Source organism: Beggiatoa alba B18LD (assembly GCF_000245015.1).
GTDB classification, from domain to species: Bacteria; Pseudomonadota; Gammaproteobacteria; order Beggiatoales; family Beggiatoaceae; genus Beggiatoa; species Beggiatoa alba.
Genome location: NZ_JH600070.1, coordinates 3,216,524 through 3,233,600 on the forward strand (window position 1 = coordinate 3,216,524; position 17,077 = coordinate 3,233,600).

The 17,077-nt window shown below is 41.1% G+C and carries 17 protein-coding genes; 6 read left to right on the plus strand and 11 right to left on the minus strand.

The genetic code is table 11. The annotated features are described in order from the left end of the window. Positions 1–16 precede the first annotated feature (16 nt). The 4 genes from BEGALDRAFT_RS13135 to BEGALDRAFT_RS13150 form a co-directional block, all read right to left on the minus strand. Positions 17–778, minus strand: coding sequence for a PspA/IM30 family protein (locus BEGALDRAFT_RS13135; RefSeq protein WP_002690733.1), 762 nt, complete (start codon positions 776–778; stop codon positions 17–19). 11 nt (positions 779–789) lie between these two features. Beyond that, complete coding sequence (locus BEGALDRAFT_RS13140) at positions 790–1,215, minus strand: YjfI family protein (RefSeq protein WP_002690734.1); 426 nt, start codon at positions 1,213–1,215, stop codon at positions 790–792. A 366-nt stretch (positions 1,216–1,581) separates the two neighbouring features. Continuing rightward, entirely contained in the window at positions 1,582–3,087 is a 1,506-nt protein-coding gene (locus BEGALDRAFT_RS13145) for a YifB family Mg chelatase-like AAA ATPase (RefSeq protein WP_002690735.1), read from the minus strand. A 6-nt stretch (positions 3,088–3,093) separates the two neighbouring features. Then, the gene (locus BEGALDRAFT_RS13150) at positions 3,094–3,378 is read right to left on the minus strand and encodes an accessory factor UbiK family protein (RefSeq protein WP_002690736.1); all 285 of its coding nucleotides are present in this window, start codon (positions 3,376–3,378) and stop codon (positions 3,094–3,096) included. A 320-nt stretch (positions 3,379–3,698) separates the two neighbouring features. Between BEGALDRAFT_RS13150 and BEGALDRAFT_RS13155 the strand changes: the two genes are divergently transcribed. Then, entirely contained in the window at positions 3,699–4,730 is a 1,032-nt protein-coding gene (locus tag BEGALDRAFT_RS13155; RefSeq protein ID WP_002690737.1) for a DUF6352 family protein, read from the plus strand. A gap of 324 nt (positions 4,731–5,054) precedes the next feature. On the opposite strand, the gene BEGALDRAFT_RS13160 is transcribed toward BEGALDRAFT_RS13155, so the two are convergent. After that, positions 5,055–6,077 (minus strand): amino acid ABC transporter substrate-binding protein, encoded by a 1,023-nt coding sequence (locus tag BEGALDRAFT_RS13160; protein ID WP_002690738.1) that lies wholly within the window; start codon positions 6,075–6,077, stop codon positions 5,055–5,057. A gap of 389 nt (positions 6,078–6,466) precedes the next feature. Here BEGALDRAFT_RS13160 and BEGALDRAFT_RS13165 point away from each other — a divergent pair, with 389 nt between their 5' ends. The 3 genes from BEGALDRAFT_RS13165 to BEGALDRAFT_RS13175 are packed head-to-tail and all read left to right on the plus strand — an operon-like array spanning position 6,467 to position 9,635. Beyond that, a complete protein-coding gene (locus BEGALDRAFT_RS13165) occupies positions 6,467–7,819 on the plus strand; it encodes a GGDEF domain-containing response regulator (RefSeq protein WP_002690739.1) in 1,353 nt (450 codons plus the stop codon). A 38-nt stretch (positions 7,820–7,857) separates the two neighbouring features. Then, entirely contained in the window at positions 7,858–8,970 is a 1,113-nt protein-coding gene (locus BEGALDRAFT_RS13170) for an AAA family ATPase (RefSeq protein ID WP_002690742.1), read from the plus strand. After that, positions 8,967–9,635, plus strand: coding sequence for a DUF4276 family protein (locus BEGALDRAFT_RS13175; RefSeq protein WP_002690744.1), 669 nt, complete (start codon positions 8,967–8,969; stop codon positions 9,633–9,635). The genes BEGALDRAFT_RS13170 and BEGALDRAFT_RS13175 overlap by 4 nt, the downstream gene beginning before the upstream one ends. 72 nt (positions 9,636–9,707) lie before the next feature. Here the strand turns inward: BEGALDRAFT_RS13175 and rppH are convergent, their stop codons facing one another. From rppH to dksA, 4 genes are all read right to left on the minus strand, one after another. After that, positions 9,708–10,253, minus strand: a complete 546-nt coding sequence (gene rppH / locus BEGALDRAFT_RS13180; protein WP_002690745.1) for an RNA pyrophosphohydrolase — start codon at positions 10,251–10,253, stop codon at positions 9,708–9,710. A gap of 165 nt (positions 10,254–10,418) precedes the next feature. Continuing rightward, positions 10,419–10,868 (minus strand): dihydrofolate reductase, encoded by a 450-nt coding sequence (locus tag BEGALDRAFT_RS13185; protein WP_408610394.1) that lies wholly within the window; start codon positions 10,866–10,868, stop codon positions 10,419–10,421. Positions 10,869–10,948: 80 nt separating this feature from the next. Then, the gene (gene gluQRS / locus BEGALDRAFT_RS13190) at positions 10,949–11,830 is read right to left on the minus strand and encodes a tRNA glutamyl-Q(34) synthetase GluQRS (protein WP_002690749.1); all 882 of its coding nucleotides are present in this window, start codon (positions 11,828–11,830) and stop codon (positions 10,949–10,951) included. A gap of 52 nt (positions 11,831–11,882) precedes the next feature. Next, positions 11,883–12,305, minus strand: a complete 423-nt coding sequence (gene dksA, locus BEGALDRAFT_RS13195) for an RNA polymerase-binding protein DksA (protein ID WP_002690751.1) — start codon at positions 12,303–12,305, stop codon at positions 11,883–11,885. A gap of 284 nt (positions 12,306–12,589) precedes the next feature. Between dksA and galE the strand changes: the two genes are divergently transcribed. Together galE and BEGALDRAFT_RS13205 are read left to right on the plus strand one after the other, a co-directional pair. Further along, a complete protein-coding gene (gene galE / locus BEGALDRAFT_RS13200; protein WP_002690753.1) occupies positions 12,590–13,576 on the plus strand; it encodes a UDP-glucose 4-epimerase GalE in 987 nt (328 codons plus the stop codon). Further along, positions 13,576–14,166, plus strand: coding sequence for a phosphoheptose isomerase (locus BEGALDRAFT_RS13205; RefSeq protein ID WP_002690755.1), 591 nt, complete (start codon positions 13,576–13,578; stop codon positions 14,164–14,166). The genes galE and BEGALDRAFT_RS13205 overlap by 1 nt, the downstream gene beginning before the upstream one ends. A 69-nt stretch (positions 14,167–14,235) precedes the next feature. Here the strand turns inward: BEGALDRAFT_RS13205 and gspD are convergent, their stop codons facing one another. Then, complete coding sequence (gene gspD, locus BEGALDRAFT_RS13210) at positions 14,236–16,305, minus strand: type II secretion system secretin GspD (protein WP_157237593.1); 2,070 nt, start codon at positions 16,303–16,305, stop codon at positions 14,236–14,238. A 213-nt stretch (positions 16,306–16,518) separates the two neighbouring features. Next, positions 16,519–16,911 (minus strand): c-type cytochrome, encoded by a 393-nt coding sequence (locus BEGALDRAFT_RS13215; protein WP_002690759.1) that lies wholly within the window; start codon positions 16,909–16,911, stop codon positions 16,519–16,521. Between the last annotated feature and the right edge of the window lie 166 nt (positions 16,912–17,077).

Genomic DNA, 17,077 nt, shown 5'->3' on the forward strand with positions numbered 1-17,077 from the left:
TAACGGTGTGCCAAGATTATTGGTTAATTTTAATCTCAACACTATTCGCCATGATTTGGGTTGGCGGTGTTGGTGGAATACTGACACCCGCACGTTTGGCTTTTAAGCGTTCTAACACAGCGTTACTGTTCGTACCTTTTTCAGGAATAATGCCTGCTTGGGCTAATTTGCTTTGTAAGCCGTCGCCTGATTCTTCTTGTTGCAGTTGAATCGCAGCGTTCATTTGGTCAGAACGTTGTTGTTGTTTTTGTTTAATCCGCTCTAAGGATTCCGTCGCAGAACGCATGGATGAGTTCATGCCTGTAAATTTGGTCGCGGCGGCTGTGCTTGCTTTCTGTACGCTTTCTGTGGTCTTAATCACGCTGATTTCGCGCTCCATAGAGACAATATTGCGTTCAGTGTTGCGGATGATATTTTTCAGGTTATTGATGTTGTTGTTGTAACCATCTAACACGGCTTGTTGTGCCGCTAGTTCGTTTTCGGCTCTAGCGACTTCGTCAGCCAGTTCGGTGGCTAATTTTTCGTCGCCTTTGTCCATGGCTTGCATGGCATAGCCTTCGTACTCTTTGACACGGTCAGCGAGTTTTTTCACAGAGCGTTCTACGCCCATTTGTTCAGCAATGACTTTTGCAAGGTTTTCTTTTGCTTCGTCTAAGTTAGTTCTTGCGTCACGCATTTCTTGATCCAGAATTCGTAATGCTTGTGTGTCAACAATGGCTTCGCCTGTTTCGGTTGCTGCACCGCGTAAAGCCGTAAATAATTTGCCAAATACACCCATGATAATTCTCCTTACTTCTTAAGCAAATATGCGCTGAGTTCTTCAACCGCTGTGAGCGTGTTGTCACTTAATGTATCCACTTCCTCGATGACTTGATCTAGGGATGAGTGAATAGATAACGCCCCAAATATGACATATTGTTGTCCAATCTTGGAAAAAGATGAAAGCGGAATTGGAATATTGAGCGTTAATAATGCGTCTAATAAGTCCATTTTTTTCGCAGGATTAACTTCTGTTTCTGTCCATAAGTGGGTAATGCACAATATTTGGCTTTCATCTACCGTGATGTAAATGGGAAACTCTTCTCGATCACCAAGGGTGAGAATGAGTACATCTACATCGCCCGGCATTAATTCCGTACTAAAAACTAAACCGTTAAATCCTGTCGCACCATTAAGACCGACTGCCAGTTGATTCAGTTTTTCTTGGGGGGTCATGTTTCCTCCTGAATTACGATTGAATTAGTGACATAATATGTCTTTTGACATAATATGTCAAGGGTGTAAGAAAATTTTTTATACACAACTTCTGTAAAATCCAACACTTTTTATGTGTAAATCGCTTTGCAGTGGTGGAGGCACTCAACCTGAATCGGCTTTGTGAGCGGTTGCAAACTGTTCTTTAAAATGATTCTGCTCAATAGGGAAATCAAGTGAGTTCCGTGTTTTAAAACAGTCAATTTATTTTAAAACGCTTACTTTAAAGTCTATAGTGGTTTCCTTACCTATTATTGTTTTATTTCTGTCTTGCTAGCGCGAATTCTCTGCTTTTAAACATGTTATCAATGCAATTTTATTGCTAACTTATTTCATGCGTTCCATGCGTCGATACGTTATTGCTTCGGTGAGATGAGCGGTATTAATCTGTTCGCTATTCGCTAGGTCTGCAATGGTTCGTGCTACTTTTAAAATGCGATGCCATGCTCGCGCTGATAGTCCTAACTGATTGATAGCGGCATCAAGCAGACGTTCATCATTGGCACTTAAACGGCAATATTGTTCAATGTCACGGTTATTTAAGTGACTATTGGGTTTTCCGTTGCGTTGTAGTTGTACTTGACGGGCATTAACCACTCGTTGCCGTACATCCGCGCTGCTTTCGCGTACGGTTTCTGCCCGTAATTCGGTACGCGGTAAATTGGGCACTTCAATATGCAGGTCGATACGGTCAAGTAATGGCCCTGATAAACGACTACGATATCGGCGAATTTGTTCAACAGAGCAGTGACAGCGGGGGTCGCCTAAGTAGCCACAGGGGCAAGGATTCATGGCTGCAATGAGTTGAAAATGTGCGGGGAATTCTGCTTGTCGTGCAGCGCGAGAAATCACAATGCGATTGGATTCTAAAGGCTCTCGTAACACTTCCAGCACTTTTTTATCGAATTCGGGTAATTCGTCTAAAAATAAGATGCCATGATGAGCCAGTGAAATTTCACCCGGTCGTGGCTGGCTACCCCCACCAACAAGGGCAATCGCGGAGGCGGTATGATGAGGGGCGCGAAAGGGTCTATGTCCCCATGTTTGCGGATCAAAGCCTTGATTCGCAATCGAAGAAATTGCCGCCGTTTCTAGGGCTTCCTCTTCGGTCATTGGCGGTAAAATGGTTGCCATACGACTGGCTAGCATGGTTTTTCCTGTACCAGGGGGACCCAGCATTAAAAGGTTATGTCCACCAGCGGCAGCGACTTCTAGGGCGCGTTTAGCATGGTGTTGTCCGCGAACTTCGCTTAAGTCTATGGCATGGCGCACATGGGTTGGATGGGGTACGCAGTCGACACTATAAGGGCTAATTGGAGCAGCCCCTTGTAAGTGGGCGCAAATTTCTAGCAGGTGTTTAACAGGCAAAATAGGCGTATTGCGCACCATCGACGCTTCATGCGCATTATCCAGAGGAACAACGAGTTTACGCTGTTTATCGCGGACTGCCATGGCGACGGGTAAAACACCCCGTACAGGACGGACTTCACCACTGAGGGCTAATTCGCCAATAAATTCATAATCGGCAAGTTGTTGGCTATTAAGTTGTCCCGAAGCAGCAAGAATGCCAATGGCAATGGCAAGGTCAAAACGTCCGCCTTCTTTAGGAAGGTCTGCGGGGGCTAGATTGATAGTAACCCGTTGTAGGGGAAAATCAAATTGTGCGTTTAAAAGAGCACTGCGGACGCGATCTTTACTTTCCTTTACTGCTGCTTCGGGCAAGCCAACAATAGATAAACTGGGTAATCCACCTGTGAGATGAACTTCTATCGTCACAGGAATCGCTTGTATGCCGACTTGAGCACGGCTGTGAACAACAGAGAGGGCGTACAGGGTGAATTACTCCATATCAGCAGGTGGAAAAGGGACGTGTGTTTCTTTGCCGAGTTGAGCTTCTAATTGCGCAACTTTGCTTTCTAAGGCATCCAATTTTTCCCGTGTCCGCGCTAATACAGCGGCTTGTACGTCAAACTCTTCACGAGTGACCAGATTCATCCGCCGAAATGTCGCCTCCATTGCTAAACGCAGGTTTTTTTCAGCATCTTGCTGTAACTGTATCGCGCCTTTGGGTAGCGAACTGAGGAAATCTTTAAACAGGGTTTCGAATTGATTAGGATTAGTCATGATATTGACTCCGATTGTTTTTTTATCGTGACGCTTGTTAAGCTCACCAATAGCAATAGCGAGCAAATTATCAGCGTTGTCTTTTTAGGCATATCGTAAGCATTGATAGCACGTGATGCGATAACTATTTTATCTAACAATAAACGCCTTACTGTAATGGTTGTATGGCTTATTGTCGCTATCTCAATCCATTTTCATGGGTTATTCACATGACATACGGTAGAATCAGTACCATTGTAATGAATCTTGTAGCGTTTGAAAGATTGATTCAGGTCGCCTTATTGTAGGCGTATATTGCTGACTTGTCACAGGAAAACATTATGCCCGATTTTTGGCAATCTTCAGGGATTCACTTATTAGCCGTTAATGCGGATGGACAGTTAACAGTCACCGATGATTTTTTACGGGCGTACTTATTACGTCCTGAGATGCGCCCGCTTGCAGAAGCGAGCGAAGCAGAGAAATCTTTACACCATGCTTTATTAAATAATCCACGTCTTATGGTTGAACAGGAACGTATTGATGCGTTAACTGAGGATGTCACCCGTGAAAACTATGGCTATGTATTACGTTTTAGAGACTTGCTTCTTTCGCATCCTAGCCTTGAAGCGTGTTACTTAAGTTTATTTAATGAGGACAAACAGCAAAACTTATCCCCTGATCAACTGATTCCCCCGTTATTTGTGGATCAACTGGTACATGTGATTTTGCGCCATGTGTTAAGAGATACACAAAACCCTTTAGAAGTCCGTGCCGCTGAATTATTTTTTCGCACACAAAAAGTGAGCACTGAACAAGGTATCTTATTAGCCGATGAAGAACTTGTTGAAATGCGGGCAACGTTAGGTGGATATGGCGCAGTCAGTCATTTAGTCGTTGGGGCTGATATGACTTCACGCTCGATAGAATTGGATGTATTGACGACGGAAAATGCCGCGATTTATTGGGGACGGCATGAAAAATATGACACAGTCTTAAACATCAGTATTGATAGCAGCGGATTACAAGCATTTTGTCGCGTCTTGGAAAAATGGATTAATCACTTTTACGGCATTGCAACCCGTATTAGCCCTTTACGCGCCATTAAAGACGAACCTTGGGTATGGCATATCGGGCTAGATATGGACAGTATGCAGATTTTAAACGATTTATATCAACGTAAAAACGTTTCTGACCGTCGCCTACAACAACTCTTAGCCCTATTTAAACTAGAGTTTTTAGATGTATCGATGATAGACCCAAGCATTGGCGACAAACCTGTTTACTTAGCAATCGCCATGGATAATGCACAATGTGTACAAATCAAACCGCAAAACCTACTCGTTAATTTACCCGTTGCAGTGGCTAGCTGACTCGTACTAACAACCTATTCAACCTGAGTTCGGTGAGATTCTTTTAAAAAGACAACAGCTTGTCTGAATCAGAATTAACAGAATTTAAACCCCTTAAACCAAGAAATTAATGCGAATCACGTTTTTTAATTCTGCTAATTCTGAAAATTCTGTGAATCCTGATTCAGACAAAAAAAGACCTGCTAGGTTTTGAAAACCTAGCAGGTATCTGTTTTATTTTATAAATATCGCCGAGCTCGGGTTATTCATGTAGAGATAAGCAACTCACCTCTACATGAAATCCATTGCTAAACTTTCCCATTTATCAAACTTAACTTATCGGGATTAACGAATAGGTGGCGCGTATTGAATGCCACCCGTTGTCCACAACGCATTTAAACCCCGTGCAATTTTTAAAGGCGAACCCTGTCCAACATTACGCTCAAAGATTTCACCATAATTACCAACCTGCTTCACCATTTTATAAACCCAATCATTCGGCACGCCCAACAACTCACCCATATTGCCTTCATTGCCTAATAAACGTCCCAAATAAGGCGTTGCATTTTTCTTCATCGCTTCCACATTAGCACTCGTAATGCCCGCCTCTTCCGCATTGATTAAAGCGAATAACGTCCATTTCACCACATTAAACCACTCATTATCCCCTTGACGGACAGACGGCCCTAACGGCTCTTTAGAAATCACCTCAGGTAACACAACCGCCGATTCAGGGTCTTTCAACTTAATCCGTAACGCATATAACTGAGACTGGTCACTGGTCAACACATCACAACGCCCTGTTTCAAAACCTTGCGCGGTTTGATCCGAATTATCAAACGTAATTGGCGTATATTTCATCCCTTTCTCACGAAAATAATCCGCAAGATTCAACTCTGTTGTCGTCCCCGCCTGAATACAAACCGTTGCCCCATCCAACTCTAAAGCACTTTTAACCCCCAATTTCTTACTCACTAAAAACCCTTGTCCGTCATAATAAATAGTCCCGACAAAGTTCATACCAAGCGAAGCATCACGGGTTAAAATCCACGTTGTATTACGCGATAAAATATCAATTTCGCCCGACTGCAACGCCGTAAACCGCTCTTTTGCATTTAACGGCGTAAATTTAACCTTAGTTGCATCCCCAAAAACCACCGCCGCAACCGCACGACAAAAATCAACATCTAAACCAGTCCAATTCCCCTTATCATCAGGGCTAGAAAATCCGGGTAATCCCGTATTAACCCCGCATTGCACAAAGCCTTTTTTCTTAATCGCGTCAAAAGTTGCACCCGCTTGTACCGCTTGCGTTAATAAACTAAATACCAGCGTTGCCCCAATGGCTAACAATTGTCGTATTTTCATAAAAACTCCTTTGTAACTAAGTTATTACAGGGATATATGATTGCCTACTAAAACAGTAGCATTTTTATACTGTCTCTTTCCTCACAGAATTTCAACCCATTATTTTTACAATCAGCGATTAACCAACGGATTAACGGAAAAAGGATTTAAAATTTAAGATAGTTAAATCAAATTACTGGAATTTATTTTGACATACTGCATGGAATATCATAATTTACCACGTTACGATAAGCAGCAACTCGCTTATATCCTCTGAAGATTCTGGATTTTTCAACTAACTAGCAACACAGGGGAAACAGAAAAAACAACAACAAAATGGTTATCATCGTGTGTAAACTCTATAATTTAAGATACCTTTTTTATCCCCTATGACTTATGGCATTCTCTAAATGACCACTTTACACCCCGAAAGAACCAGTCGCATCATGATTGTTGACCGTTCAGAAGTGGCACGGTCAATTATTTCGCACATTCTGCAAAAAGAAATGCCCGATGCTTACATCGTCACATCAGGCAGTGCAGAAGAAGCACTGGAATACTTACATCGTGAAAAATTCGACTTAATCACAACCGCACTCCTTTTACCGGGCCTAGACGGGCTAGATTTATGCCACGAAGTCCGTAAAAGCGACAAACAACACCTAACCCCCGTGATTGTCGTCTCCAGCGATGCAGATACCCGTTTACTACGCGAAGGTTTTTCGGCGGGCGTAACCGACTATTTCAACAAATCCCTAGGCTACAAACGACTTGTCGAATTTATCAAAGACGTTTGCCAACGCCATGCGGGACTTGTCGGACGAGTGCTCTACGTAGAAGACAGCCCCAGCACCGCACAAAGCACCATCACATTGATGGAAAAACACGGGCTTTACATCACCCACGTCACCAGTGGCGAAGAAGCCTTACGCTTATTGAAAAAAGCCCAAAACTCCCCCGACGCGCCAGAAGTTGAACAATACGACATTGTTTTCACAGATTTCTTTTTAGAAGGGCAAATGACGGGCGGTGATTTACTCTATGCCATTCGCACCCAACTCCACTACTCCCGCCAAGAAATGCCCTTATTAGTGATTACCATAGAAGACAACCAAAAATGTCAGGCGGAAATTTTCCACGCGGGCGCAAACGACTTTATCACCAAACCAGTCATTGAAGAGGTATTAATTGCGCGATTAAAATCACTATTACTGGTTAAACATCAATACAATGTCTTAAAACGCTACTCCAAAGACATGTATCAACTCGCAACAACAGACAGCCTAACAGGGGTACGGAATAAACGATATTTAATGGACGAAGCCCCCGCATTTATCCAACAACACAAACAAGTCTGTTTAATGATGATAGACATAGACCACTTCGAAATTATCAACGAAGTACAAGGGCATATCATCGGCGACCACATCTTGCACGTTATCGGACGATTTTTACTCAACTATTTCGCCCCAGAAGTCATGCTCGTGCGCTTTGCGGGTAAAAAGTTTACTGCACTGCTCCCGAATGCAGGGCTAGAAAAAGGCAAAGCCATCGCCGAAAATCTCCGCCAAAAAATGACCGAGTTAAAACCCGAAAATATCGATATAACGATAAGTATTGGCTTAACCTCTTCCGAAGGCGTGACTGAAACCACCCTAGCAACCTTAATTTCTGATGCCGACAACGCATTACACACCGCCCAAATTCAAGGCTACAACCGCACTTGTTTATGTGTAACCCATAAAAATATCACGGCGGCGTAGGAAGTTGCGATATTTGAACTAAATTTGCAGACTGCATTATGCCAATAGACCGAATACACATAAAAAATTTTAAATCAATTCGTGATTCAGGCGATATTAAAATTCGTGCTATCAATGTGCTAATTGGTCCAAATGGTGCTGGAAAAAGCAATTTCATTCACTTTTTCAAATTATTGAACAATATATACAAACAAAGGCTAAAATTTTATACTGCGGAAAATGGCTATGAAAACCGTATGTTATATTTCGGCAGAAAACACTCTAAAAGTTTAGAAGGATATATTGTTTTTAAGCCAGAAAATGGAAACACCAATAATAGGTATGATTTCAAACTAATACCTCAAACACAAGGAAGCGGTTTTTATTTTGAACAAGACCTTGGTGGATATAACACTTATGCAAGCGGATATAACGAAAACTGGGATTTTCAGGATTTAGGCGGAGCAGGTAAGGAAGAAAGCGAACTGATAAATAACTTTCTGACAAGAGCAGATTTTTTAAAGGCGTATTTTGAAGATTTTAATGTTTTTCACTTTCACGATACCAGCTCAGGTTCACCTTTAAAACAACCAAATAAAACACACGACTATGAATATCTAAAGGAAGACGGTAGTAATTTAGCCGCTTTTCTATACAAAATTAAAGATACTCATCCGAAGCATTTTAAAATCATTGAATTTGCGATTCGTTCCGTTGCAACATTTTTTGAACGCTTTGATTTAAAACCCGATTCAAAAAATCCTGACGTGGTTTTTTTAAATTGGTTAGAGCGCGGTTCTGATGAGTATTTTAATGCACATAATTTATCTGATGGAACACTTCGTTTTATTGCATTAGCAACGTTATTGCTTCAACCTGAATTACCCAAAACCATAATAATTGATGAACCAGAATTAGGATTACACCCTTTTGCTATTCAAAAGTTAGGTGCATTAATAAAAAGTGCATCGACTAAATCGCAAATTATTATTTCAACGCAGTCTGTAAATTTAGTCGACCAATTTACCGCTGATGACATCATTATTGTTGAGCGAAAAGAGAAACAAACCGTATTTTCAAGACAGAATGAAGAACAATTAAAAGATTGGCTTGACGACTATACATTAGGCGAGTTGTGGGAGAAAAATGTATTAGGGGGCAGACCAAGATGAGGGGGTTATATATTTTAGGAGAAGGACAGACAGAAGAACAATTTATCAATGAAATTTTACAACCCTATTTTGCCAATAATAATCTTTATGATGTTAGATGTATCCTTATGGAAACAAGTTCAGGGCATAAAGGGGGAGATGTATCCTATCAGAGATATAAATCAAATGCTGAAAAACTTTTAAACCATCAAAAAGATATAATTGTTACTTCTTTAATAGATTTTTTTCGATTAAAAACAGATTTTCCAAAATACCAAGAAGCAATAAAGGCACACCCAAACGACAAAATTCAAAGAGTGACATTTCTTGAGAACGCTATCGCTGAAAATATAAATCATTACAGATTTATCCCTTATATTCAACTGCATGAGTTTGAAAGCTTATTATTTTCATCAACAGATGGCTTTGATTTTTTACCTGAAATCCCAGACGCGAATAGAATAGAATTAGAAAAAGCTGTTGAAAAATATGAAAATCCTGAACTACTCAATGATGGGACAGAAACAGCACCGTCTAAACGATTAAAAAACTTAGTACCAAGCTATCAAAAGACTTTCCACGGACCATTATTAGCGGAAGCTATTTCTCTAAACACCATATTGTCGAGATGCGAACGATTTAAGACGTGGTTAGATAAATTAATTATAGAAATGAAGAGAGAATAAGCTGTTATCAGGCTTGGTTCGATGCTTCGCAATTTGGATTAATGATAATTTAAGCAAGAACCCCGCAAAAACTCAGCGAATAATAACTGCAGCGGTTGTTCTGACAGAAGTAGGCGACAGGGATACTTTAACAACTTTTTTTGTCGCGCTGGGGAGACAAGATTGTAATTCGTCTAAAGCACTTTCATACACACTGCGTTTAAAATAGACGACTTCTTCAAGCGGATACCAATAGTCCACCCATTTCCATTTATCAAATTCTGGGGTATTACTACTGGTTAAAGAGATAAATTCATCGCTACAGTTCAGTTGTAGCATAAACCACATTTGTTTTTGACCAATACACAAGGGTTTTTGATGGTAACGGATGAGATTTTTAGGCAGATTGTAACGTAACCAGCGTTTAGTACTGCCAACAACTTTTACTTGTTTACTCGTCAAGCCAACTTCTTCATACAATTCCCGAAAAACTGCTTGTTCTGGCTTTTCATGCGCTTTAATTCCCCCTTGTGGAAATTGCCACGCATTTTGTCCGACTCGTTTCGCCCAAAAAACACCGCCTTCCCGATTCACGAGAATGATACCGACATTCAATCTGTAACCGTCTGTATCTATCATGATGTTCACCGCTGTTGTGTTTTATTTGCAATTGAGTTCGTTAGAGAAAAAGCCGTTAAGACTCGTTATAAAGCCTGTTTTATTGTAACGTGTGTTTCATACATAACACAATTTCATTCACGCGCTAATCAACCCCAGTAACTAGGCTGATTTAGACACTTAATTTTAACTATAGCAAAGTGACATTGAATTTACACGTTCTAACCTGCAAAAAGTGTAATTAAATGGATTCTTTGCGTCTGCAACATGCGGTTCGCGCCAAACTTCGCGCCATTGTTCCGCAGAAAATTCAGGAAAATAGGTATCTCCTGCAAAAGTTTCTTCGACAATAGTCAGGTAAAGCCGTTGCGCATAGGGCATTAATAAGCGGTAAAGGCTTCCGCCACCAATAACCATCGTTTCTGGATAACTGCGAAAAATATGCAATATTTCTGCCATGTTATGTACAACTTGGCAACCTGCTATCGTTAAATCCGTTTGTTGTGAGAGGATGAAATTTTCTCGTTGGGGTAAAGGTCGCCCGATAGATTCATAGGTTTTTCTGCCCATAATCACAGGTTTGCCTGTTGTGACACGACGAAAGTAAGCTAAATCGGCAGGCAAATGCCAAGGCATTTTATTATGAAGTCCGATAACCCGTTGTGGGTTCATCGCAACAATTAAACTGACAATACCTTGTGATGTAGTCGTCATATTTATGAAATATCCGCAGATAGTTGATGTAAAACAGGTACTTTGCAACTATCCCAGTTAGCAATAGCCCATTCCCAACAGTGGTTTAAATCGCTATTTTTTAAAAAATCAGGGGGCGATTGTCCTAATAAAGTCAGGGCTTGTAAGATGAGTGGAACAGCGGGCTGTGGATTTACCGCAGGCGCATGGTTTTGCTTGCTGAGTTTCAACCCTTGGCTATCGACTATCATCGGTAAATGCGCATAGTGTGGCGTTGGGAAGGCGAATAACTGTTGTAAATAACATTGACGGGGCGTGTTATCCAGTAAATCAGCACCACGGACGACATGGGTTATTCCTTGTGCGGCATCATCTACCACAACCGCCAATTGATACGCAATAATCCCGTCTCGACGCTTTAAGACAAAATCGCCTACTTGCTCCGCCAAGTTTTGACTATAAAAACCTTGAATTTCATCAGTTAAAGAAAAGTTTTTAGCGGGAACTTTTAAGCGAATTGCTTGGGCTGACTGCGGGGCGGGGGGGTGAAGACAGCAATAGCCTGAGTAAATCTGTCCAGCGGTTAAACGACGGGGACACGCACAAGGGTAGGTTAGCTGTTGCGCCGTTAATGCTTCTAAAGCCGTTTCATAGTGGGCAACTCGCTGACTTTGATACCAAACCTCTTTATCCCAAGACATGCCTAGTTGTGTCAGGGTATCCAGTATGGCGACGCTCGCCCCTTGTACATTGCGCGGTGTATCTAAATCCTCAATGCGGACTAGCCATTCACCTTGATGATGGCGGGCATGTAAAAAACTACCAACAGCAGTCAGCAATGAGCCTAAATGTAAATAGCCCGTTGGTGAAGGCGCAAACCGCCCTCGATAATGCGGTGTTGTCATCAATGGTATTTCAATAACCTTGCCCGCTTTTTATTGGTTTCTCTTGCAGGTCTTAAGCGTGTTGTTTTTCGCGGAATTCGTCCAACGTTTTGCAATCAATACATTTTGTTGCGGTTGGTCTTGCTTCTAAACGACGCACGCCAATTTCCACGCCACATGCTTCACAATAACCATAATCGCCTGTTTTGATTAATTGTAAAGATTCATCAATTTTTTTAATTAACTTACGTTCTCTGTCACGAGTCCGTAATTCTAATGTAAATTCTTCCTCTTGCGTCGCACGGTCATTGGGGTCAGGAAAGTTTGCCGCATCGTCTTGCATATGGTGAACAGTTCGGTCAACTTCTTCCATCAAACTCTTTTTCCAATCGAGTAAGATTTCTTCAAAATGACTTAATTGTTTATCGTTCATGTATTCTTCGCCATCGACTAGCTCATATGGCTTAAATACGGGGTCTTTGCCTTTATCTAACATGGGGAGTACCTCCTCATTATTTTTTAAAAAAGTCCTGCCTTATACCAAAGAAAATGGATAAACACAAGAAAAATGACATAGAAGTATAGTCTATATTCCAGAATTTTGGCTTATCTTCTTAAAATTAATGCTTAAAAATATCAATCAGCATTTCTATAACTTTTTATAATTTCTATAAATTAAATGATTTTTACCTAAAAAAATAACGATAGATTTAACTTTTGAGAGAATAAAGCACATCAGTTAAAATACAGCTTTTATTTACTTTTCCGTTACTCAGCGTTATGAAAACAATTTTAGTGGTCGGTGGTGCGGGCTATATTGGTTCACATATTGTTAAACAACTGCTAAAAGCAGGCTATCATGTCGTTATTTTTGATAATTTATCAACAGGTTATCGTAAAGCCGTTTTAGGAGGAGAATTTTTTTTAGGCGACTTAGCCAATCGTGACGATTTACAACGGGTTTTTCAAACCTATTCTATTGATGCCGTCATGCATTTTGCTTCTTTTATTCAAGTCGGCGAATCAGTTCATCAACCGAATAAGTACTATCAAAATAATGTTGTTAATACGATTAATCTTTTAGACATCATGCTAGCGCATGGGGTAAAAGCGTGTATTTTTTCCTCAACAGCCGCTATTTTCGGCGAACCCCAGATTATTCCTATTGATGAAAAACACCCTAAAAATCCTGCAAATCCTTATGGTCGTACTAAATGGATGGTTGAGCAAATTCTTGCAGATTATGATAAAGCCTATGATTTGCGTGCAATTTGCCTGCGTTACTTTAATGCGGCGGGAGCTGACCCAGAATGTCAACTAGGGGAATGTCACGAACCTGAAACGCATTTAATTCCGCTAGTGTTGCAGACGGCTTCTGGGCGACGCAAAAGTATCACGGTATTTGGTCAAAAATATGACACACCCGACGGAACATGTATTCGGGATTATGTCCATATTCAGGATTTGTGCCAAGCGCATATTTTAGCCCTTGAACAACTCTTACAAGGTGCATCAAGTGCTGAATATAATTTAGGCAATGGTGAAGGTTTTTCCGTGCGCGAAGTGATTGAGACAGCGCAACAAGTGACGCAACGCGCCATTAATGTGATTTATGGCGACAACCGTGCAGGCGATACCGCGCGATTAGTGGCTGATGCCCGCAAAGCTCGTCAAGAACTAGGTTGGAATCCACAATTTGCAGATTTAAAAACCATTATTCAACATGCGTGGCAATGGGAACTGCAACAACTCAAGGCAACGGAATAATGGACTTATTAGCAAGAGTACAAACTTTGTTTACCAGCAGTATCACGCTGAAAACCCAAGCATTGCCTTTGCTCGCGCCTGTTATTGTGCGAGCGGCTGAGAGTATGTATCACTGTTTTAATCAGCAAAAAAAAATCCTCAGTTGTGGCAATGGCGGTTCGGCTGGTGATGCGCAACATTTTTCTTCAGAAATGTTAAATCGTTTTGAACGGGAACGAATAGGCTTGCCCGCGATTGCATTAACAACAGATAGTTCAACAATTACGTCTATTGCCAATGATTATGCGTATGAGCAAGTTTTTGCAAAGCAAATTTATGCGTTAGGACAGGAAGGCGATATTTTACTGGCTATCAGTACAAGCGGTAATTCGCCGAATGTGTTACAAGCCATCCATGTTGCGCATGAAAAGCAAATGCAAGTGATTTGTTTAACAGGAAAAGATGGCGGAAAAATTGCCGAGTTGTTATATCCTGATGATATAGAAATCCGTGTGCCTAGCACCTCAACGGCTCGTATTCAAGAAGTGCATCTGCTGGTTATTCATTGTTTGTGTGATTTGATAGACAGACAATTACTGGGGGCAAATTAACCCCAGTTGGGCGAAAAAAGATAATTTCAGGACTGGCAGTGCTTCAAGGACTGCCAGTATTTTCTTTATTTATGGCGCGGGGAAAACCTTTTGTGTGCCTTGTGCTGTTCCTGGTAAAACGGTTAAAAATTCATTCATATCAGGTAAGACAGGAACTTCATTAGATTTTAATAATAAATTATTGGCTTCTTTTTCTTGTTGCTCTAACTGCTTTGTGCGCATATAGGCATATTTACCACCGCTCACAATCGTTCCAATATTATCATTACGAATAATTACAGGACGCAAGAAAACCATCAGATTTTTACGGACTTTTTGTGTGCTTTGTGAACGGAACAAGCCACCAATTACGGGCAAATCGCCCAAACCGGGTACTTTTTGAATCGATTGCTGTAAGTTTTCATCAATCAGCCCACCTAAGACAATCATATTGCCATCTTCTACCATCACCGTGGTTTTAATCGTGCGTTTATTCGTCACAATATCCGCCGTTGTCACAGAACTGCGCGTAACGCTAGATACTTCCTGTTCTATATCCAGTTTTACCGCATTACCTTCATTTATCTGCGGTTTTACTTTCAGCTTTAAGCCTACATCTTCTCGTTGAATGGTTTGAAAAGGACTTGTACTTGAGCCTGTGCCTGTATTTGTGTACTGCCCTGTAATAAAAGGTACATTTTGCCCGACAACAATTTCAGCTTCTTGATTATCTAAGGTCAGTAAAGACGGGGTAGAAAGCACATTGCTATCAGTATCGGTAGATAACGCGCGGACTAATAAGCCAATATTAAACGTATTGCTGTCAAAAATTCCCAAGCCTAAAAATGAGCCTGTTAAATCCAGATTACCCAATGCGGTAGAGCTACCATTACGATAACTATCCACAGCCGATGCTAAAGAGCTCATGCTTGTGCCTGCATTATTAAAGTTAGACAAGCCAATCGGGCCACTGCCTGAGCCATACATAAACCATTGTACGCCTAGCTCATTGGTTATATCTGTTGACACTTCGGCAATAATTGCCTCGACCAACACTTGCGCACGTCGCACATCTAATTGACGAATAACCGATTGTAAATTTTGTAAAACCTCTGGCACGCCAGTAATCACTAAACTATTCGTGCTGGGGTCAGCTTGAATACTGGTTTTTACTGTTTGCCCTGCATTCGCATTATTTTGATTACCTGTTGCTAACAAGATTGGTGCAGGTGTGTTGGTTGATGCACTATTTACTTGCCCTGTCTGTCCTGTTGTTGTCGTCACGGTTGTTGAGGCAACCACACCATCCGACATGCCCTGCAAGACTTTAGCTAGCTCTTCTGCTCGTGCATAGTGCAAATAGACCACAATCGTATTTCCAACGGTTGCGATAGGTGTATCTAAATGGGCGATTAAGGTTTTAATCCGCAAACGGGTTGCGCTATCACCACTGATTAATAAGCTATTTGTCCGCTCATCGGCAACGACGCTGGTTGTATCAGGTGTACCCGCTGCTGTAGAAGCGGCCGAATTTTTTTGCTCTAACGTGGTAACGACTCGCGCAGTTTCTGCCGCAGAAGCATGTTTTAATACTACAATATCAATATCTTGCTGACTCGCTTGGTCGATTCTCTCGACAATGCGTAATAGACGACTCACATTATCCGCACGGTCAGAAACGATAATTGTATTATTGCTGGGATAAGCGACTAAATGCCCTTGTTGTGGGACTAAAGGGCGTAATAAAGGAATTAACTGTGCGGCTGAAACATGTTTTAAAGAAATTACTTTAGTAATTAATACATCCCCTTGAATACTATCTATATTTTCTGATTCAACGGGGGTATTCTCAGATTTTGCTAAAGAATCAGGAAGGATTTTCACGACTTTGCCAGATTCAACTGCTGCAAAACCATGCACACTTAAAATCGATAAAAAGACTTGATAAACCTGCTCACTGTTCATCGGGCTATTCGAAACCACAGTGATATTTGCTTTTACACGAGGGTCAACAATAAACGTTTTTCCTGTAATTTCTGCAACTGTATCAATTAACACATTAATATCCATATCACGGAAATTTAAGGTTACTTGTTGCGCAGCAAGAGAAAGCGGAAAAAGAATTAACCAACAGACTAAACAATAATGGATAAGGTGCATATTCACAGGTACACACAAAAATAGAGGACACTCTACTTGTGCAAGTCTCAAGATAAGTAAGCAAGAATATTATGAACGTGTAGATTGTCAGCAGAATAAAAATGAGACAACCCGTCGCAAAAAATCTGCGTGAAAGTGAAACAACGCATACTTTCACGCAGTTTAACAAAAAAAACAAAAACCGCTTATGAAAAAACGGTCATTAACGACTTGTTACTTCTTTTCACCTGTTGCAGGAGCGGCTGGGGCATCAGCGGCTAAAGAAAGAATCCAATGAACGAGGGTAGAAGCATCTTCATCTGTTACCGTTGGGTTAGGTGGCATAGGCACTTGACCCCAGACTAAATCGGTTGCTTTCCCTTCTTTGATTTCTTTCATTAAGCGGGCAATCGTTGCTTCATCAGCCCCTTTATATTTCGCAGCCACTTCTTTGTAAGAAGGCCCTAACACTTTAGTGTCAACTTGATGACAGGTTAAACAAATATAACCCTTATCTTGAATTAATTTGGTTGCTTCTTCAGTGGTTGCAACTTTAGCAGGTTCGGCAGCAAACACAGTGCTCGCCATGGCTAAACTTAAACAAGTCGCGGCAAAAATAGAACGCATTCGTTTTAATCTCCTGTAATCATTATTGTCTTAACTGACAGCTTGATTCTTAATACAACGATTAAGAACACTAGAATTATAGACATTTCGCCAGTATAGGGAAATATAAACACTCGGAATTTACTTGCACACAAGAATAATGCCTCGATTTCCTCAATCGTTAATC

Coding starts and splice junctions, on each gene's coding strand:
- BEGALDRAFT_RS13135 (WP_002690733.1), bottom strand. CDS start 778: ATGGGTGTATTTGGCAAATTATTTACGGCTTTACGCGGTGCAGCAACC.
- BEGALDRAFT_RS13140 (WP_002690734.1), bottom strand. CDS start 1,215: ATGACCCCCCAAGAAAAACTGAATCAACTGGCAGTCGGTCTTAATGGT.
- BEGALDRAFT_RS13150 (WP_002690736.1), bottom strand. CDS start 3,378: ATGACTAATCCTAATCAATTCGAAACCCTGTTTAAAGATTTCCTCAGT.
- BEGALDRAFT_RS13155 (WP_002690737.1), top strand. CDS start 3,699: ATGCCCGATTTTTGGCAATCTTCAGGGATTCACTTATTAGCCGTTAAT.
- BEGALDRAFT_RS13160 (WP_002690738.1), bottom strand. CDS start 6,077: ATGAAAATACGACAATTGTTAGCCATTGGGGCAACGCTGGTATTTAGT.
- BEGALDRAFT_RS13165 (WP_002690739.1), top strand. CDS start 6,467: ATGACCACTTTACACCCCGAAAGAACCAGTCGCATCATGATTGTTGAC.
- BEGALDRAFT_RS13170 (WP_002690742.1), top strand. CDS start 7,858: ATGCCAATAGACCGAATACACATAAAAAATTTTAAATCAATTCGTGAT.
- BEGALDRAFT_RS13175 (WP_002690744.1), top strand. CDS start 8,967: ATGAGGGGGTTATATATTTTAGGAGAAGGACAGACAGAAGAACAATTT.
- rppH (WP_002690745.1), bottom strand. CDS start 10,253: ATGATAGATACAGACGGTTACAGATTGAATGTCGGTATCATTCTCGTG.
- BEGALDRAFT_RS13185 (WP_408610394.1), bottom strand. CDS start 10,868: ATGCCTTGGCATTTGCCTGCCGATTTAGCTTACTTTCGTCGTGTCACA.
- gluQRS (WP_002690749.1), bottom strand. CDS start 11,830: ATGACAACACCGCATTATCGAGGGCGGTTTGCGCCTTCACCAACGGGC.
- dksA (WP_002690751.1), bottom strand. CDS start 12,305: ATGTTAGATAAAGGCAAAGACCCCGTATTTAAGCCATATGAGCTAGTC.
- galE (WP_002690753.1), top strand. CDS start 12,590: ATGAAAACAATTTTAGTGGTCGGTGGTGCGGGCTATATTGGTTCACAT.
- BEGALDRAFT_RS13205 (WP_002690755.1), top strand. CDS start 13,576: ATGGACTTATTAGCAAGAGTACAAACTTTGTTTACCAGCAGTATCACG.
- gspD (WP_157237593.1), bottom strand. CDS start 16,305: ATGCACCTTATCCATTATTGTTTAGTCTGTTGGTTAATTCTTTTTCCG.
- BEGALDRAFT_RS13215 (WP_002690759.1), bottom strand. CDS start 16,911: ATGCGTTCTATTTTTGCCGCGACTTGTTTAAGTTTAGCCATGGCGAGC.